Consider the following 4,090-nt stretch of genomic DNA (forward strand, 5'->3'; position numbering starts at 1 on the left):
GTGCGGCGGCTGAGGGGGCTGCGGGCAAAAAAAGAGCCCGCCGGTGAGGCGGGCCTGTGAGGTGCTCTTGGGGATCGCATGGAGTATGGGATGAATGCGCCGGCTTCCGACCGGTTCCGTCCCACCGGCCCGAAACCCGCGAAAGCTTGACCGCGTGTGCTCTAGCGCACCCCGGCCCGGCGGGCCTGCATCCGCGCCTGGAGGCGAGCGCGCCGGGCGGCGATGACGGTGCCGTTGATCTCGCCGCCGAACAGGAACATCGCGGCGCACCAGTACAGGAACACGAGGAACACCATCGCGGTGGCCAGGCCCCCGTAGGTCGAGGCGTAGGCCGTCGAGAAGCGGTCGAGGTAGAAGCCGAAGCCGAGGCCCGCGAGGAACCAGAGCAGCAGCGTCACCACCACGCCCGGCAGCACCAGCAGGATCGGCCGACGCCCGGCCGCGACGAAGCGGTGGGCGATGACGAGCACCAGCCCCAGCAGGAAGGCCGTGATCCCGATCCGCGCGATCGCCACGGTGAGGCCGAGCGGCTCGAGCCCCGGCGCCACGTTGACGACGTTGCGCCAGATCAGCGGGCCCAGCACCACGAGCAGCGCGAAGGCCAGCATCGCGAAGGCGCCGCAGACCACGTAGCCGATCGATTCGAGCCGGGTCAGCCACCAGGGCCGCATCTCGCGGATGCCGTAGGCGCGGTTGAGCCCGACCCGCAGGGACTCGACGCCCGAGGACGAGAAGTAGAGCGCCAGGAGCGCGCCGATGGTGAGCACGCCGCCGCGCTGCTCGGTGAGCACCCGGTGCACCTCGCCGACGATGGGTTTGGCCACCTCCCGCGGCCACGCATCGAGGATCAGCACCCCGGCCTCGTCGGCGAGCGACTTCGACCCGAACAGGCCGGCGAGCGCCGCGAGCAGGATCAGGAACGGGAACATCGAGGTGAGCGTCGAGAGCGCGATGTGGCTCGCGATCGCCCAGCCGTCATGCGCGACGAAGCGCTGCGCGGCGAGGGCGGCGATTTCGAGGAGGCGGCGCAGGCGCGAGGCGGGACGCATGTCGGGACCGGTCTCTACACCGGATCCGCGCGGAGGCTAGAGCCGTTCCCGATCACGTTGCGAGCGGGAACGGCTCTAGCCTCTCGTCCTGACGCGCTCTCTTGCGCCGAACCGGCGTCCCCTTCGGCGGAGAGCGCTCTCGAGCGCGCCCGCCCGTCCCGGCGCGAAAGCGTGGCGCCGGCCACGCGTTCGTGACACACGGTCCGGCCCCTGCCGCGTCCTGTCCCCGATGACCAGCTCCATCCCAGCCCCGGCGAATCCGGCCCTCCGCCTCGTGCCGGGGCTCTTCGTCCTGATCTGGTCGACCGGCTTCATCGTGGCCCGGCTCGTCGCCCCCCACGCCGAGCCGCTGACCTTCCTGATGCTGCGCTACGCGCTGAGCGTCTGCGTGCTCGGCACGCTCGCCTGGGTCGCGGGCGCGCGCTGGCCGGTGGGCTGGCGCGGCTGGCGGGACGCGCTCCTCGCCGGGATCCTGCTCCAGGGGATCTACCTCGACGGGGTGTTCTGGGCGGTGAGCCGCGGCCTGCCGGCGGGCCTCGCCGCGCTCGTGACGAGCCTGCCGCCGCTGTTGACGGCCCTCGTCGCCGGGCCGCTGCTCGGCGAGCGGGTCTCGCCCCGCCGCTGGCTCGGGGTCGGGATCGGCGCCCTCGGCGCCGGGCTGGTCCTGCTGCCGAAGATCGGCGTGGGCGCAGGCGCGGTCCCGCTCGACGCGCTGGCGATCTGCTTCGGGGCGACCCTCGCGCTCACCGGCGGCACCCTCTGGCAGAAGCGCTTCGCGGCCACCGTCGATCTGCGCACCAACGCGGCCGTGCAGTTCCTCGGCGCCGGGCTGATGACGCTGCCGCTGGCTCTCCTGCTGGAGGAGGGGCGCTTCGACGCCAGCCTGCCGGCGCTGGCCGGCCTCGCCTGGGCGGTGCTCGGCCTCTCGGTCGGCGGCGTCCTGCTGCTGCTCGGGCTGATCCAGCGACAGGCGGTCGCGGGCGTCTCCGCCCTGTTCTACCTCGTGCCCGCGGTCTCGGCCGTAATGGCCTACGCCCTGTTCGGCGAGACCCTGGCCCCCGTGCAGGTCGCCGGCATGGCGGTCGCCGTGGTCGGCGTGGCCCTGGCGAGCCGGGGTTGAAGGGGACGCACCCGCATTGCACCATGGTGCAATGCCCCCGGCATTCACTTCCCTTTGCGGGCGGTGCAAATAAAAAAATATCTCCGGATTCGCGGGACGCCCTATAACGGGCTCAACCGCGATCTCGATTCAATTCAGGGTCTCAGCATGTCCGCCTCCCCCGCCTTCCAGACCGAACCGCAGGACGTCGTCGCCCTGTCCGCCGAGGCGGGCGCGGCGGCCAAGAAGCTCGTCGCCGAGGCGACGCGCCGGGTGCGCACCCGCGTGCTGGGCCCCGACGGCAAGATCGACGCCGCCCGCCTCGAGACCGAGCAGCACGCCGCCCACGGGCTGGCCTGGCTCGCCGTCTACGGCGAGGCGGTGCGCGAGCTCGGCACATACGCGGCCAGCCTCCGCGAGGCCGGCCAGCTCGGCGAGACCGAGACGCTCCTCGTGAAGATCGGCGCGGGCGAGTATCTCGACCAGATGTTCGGCGGCATCCCGATGAGCCAGGGCGAGATGGTGCGCCCGACGGGCTCGCTCGGGCTCTCGGCGAAGGAGCTGGCGCAGTTCCGCACCGAGGCCGTCGAGGCCATGATCGCGGACGGCAACACGCCGGAGAACCGCGCCGCGCTGGTGGCCAAGATCCGCGAGGGCGGCGGCTCGGCCACGATCGGCGCGTCCGGCCTCGACGAGGACATGGAGGCGATCCGCTCCGAGATGCGCCGCTTCGGCAAGGCCGAGGTGGTCGATCAGGCCCACGAGTGGCACCTGAAGAACGCCTACATCCCGATGGAGATCGTCCAGAAGATGGCCGAACTCGGCGTCTTCGGGCTGACGATCCCCGAGGAGTACGGCGGCATGGGCATGCCCAAGACCGCGATGTGCGTGGTCTCGGAGGAGCTGTCGCGCGCCTATATCGGCGTCGGCTCGCTCGGCACCCGCTCGGAGATCGCCGCCGAACTCATCCTCGGCGGCGGCACCGAGGAGCAGAAGCAGCGCTTCCTGCCCAAGATCGCCAGCGGCGAGATCCTGCCCACCGCCGTCTTCACCGAGCCGAATACCGGCTCCGACCTCGCTTCGCTGCGCACCAAGGCGGTCAAGGACGGCGACACCTGGAAGATCTCGGGCAACAAGACCTGGATCACGCATCCCGTGCGCGCCGACATCATGACGGTGCTGGTGCGCACCAAGCCGGAGGAGAAGGGCCATCGCGGCCTGTCCATGCTGATCGCCGAGAAGCCGCGGGGCGACGACGCGAATCCCTTCCCGGTGGAGGGCCTGTCGGGCGGCGAGATCGAGGTGCTCGGCTACCGCGGCATGAAGGAGTACGAGCTCGCCTTCGAGAACTTCTCCGTTCCGGGCGACAATCTCCTGGGCGGCGTCGAGGGCAAGGGCTTCGCCCAGCTGATGCAGACCTTCGAGTCGGCCCGCATCCAGACGGCGGCCCGCGCCATCGGCGTGGCCCAGTCGGCCCTCGACATCGGCCTGCGCTACGCTGAGGAGCGGGTGCAGTTCGGCAAGGCGCTGATCAATTTCCCGCGCGTGGCCGACAAGCTCGCCATGATGGCGGTGGAGATCAACATCGCGCGCCAGCTCACCTACTTCTCGGCCCGCGAGAAGGACGAGGGCAAGCGCTGCGACCTGGAGGCGGGCATGGCGAAGCTGCTGGGCGCCCGCGTCGCCTGGGCGGCCGCCGACAACGCCCTGCAGATCCACGGCGGCAACGGCTTCGCGCTGGAGTACCAGATCAGCCGCGTGCTCTGCGACGCCCGCATCCTCTCGATCTTCGAGGGCGCGGCCGAGATCCAGGCCCAGGTCATCGCCCGCCGCCTGCTCGAAGCCGCCTGATACGGCCTCGGGTCGATGGGTTCGGCCGCGTGCGGCGAACCGCGCCCTGCCCCCTCTCCCAGAGGGAGAGGGTTGGGGTGAGGGGTATGAC

At 71.2% G+C, this 4,090-nt stretch carries 3 protein-coding genes; 2 read left to right on the forward strand and 1 reads right to left on the reverse strand.

Translation table 11 applies throughout. The features are described from left to right. Positions 1–161: 161 nt before the first annotated feature. Entirely contained in the window at positions 162–1,049 is an 888-nt protein-coding gene (locus tag AX737_RS29075; protein ID WP_066927435.1) for a YihY/virulence factor BrkB family protein, read from the reverse strand. A gap of 229 nt (positions 1,050–1,278) precedes the next feature. Here AX737_RS29075 and AX737_RS29080 point away from each other — a divergent pair, with 229 nt between their 5' ends. Both AX737_RS29080 and AX737_RS29085 read left to right on the forward strand, forming a co-directional pair. Further along, the gene (locus tag AX737_RS29080; protein ID WP_066927437.1) at positions 1,279–2,169 is read left to right on the forward strand and encodes a DMT family transporter; all 891 of its coding nucleotides are present in this window, start codon (positions 1,279–1,281) and stop codon (positions 2,167–2,169) included. 147 nt (positions 2,170–2,316) lie between these two features. Next, positions 2,317–3,999 carry an acyl-CoA dehydrogenase family protein gene (locus AX737_RS29085; protein ID WP_066927439.1) on the forward strand — a complete coding sequence of 561 codons (1,683 nt, stop codon included), beginning with the start codon at positions 2,317–2,319 and terminating at the stop codon, positions 3,997–3,999. Positions 4,000–4,090: the final 91 nt, after the last annotated feature.

It is taken from the genome of Methylobacterium sp. CCH5-D2 (assembly GCF_001556475.1).
In the GTDB taxonomy this organism is placed as follows: domain Bacteria; phylum Pseudomonadota; class Alphaproteobacteria; order Rhizobiales; family Beijerinckiaceae; genus Methylobacterium; species Methylobacterium hispanicum.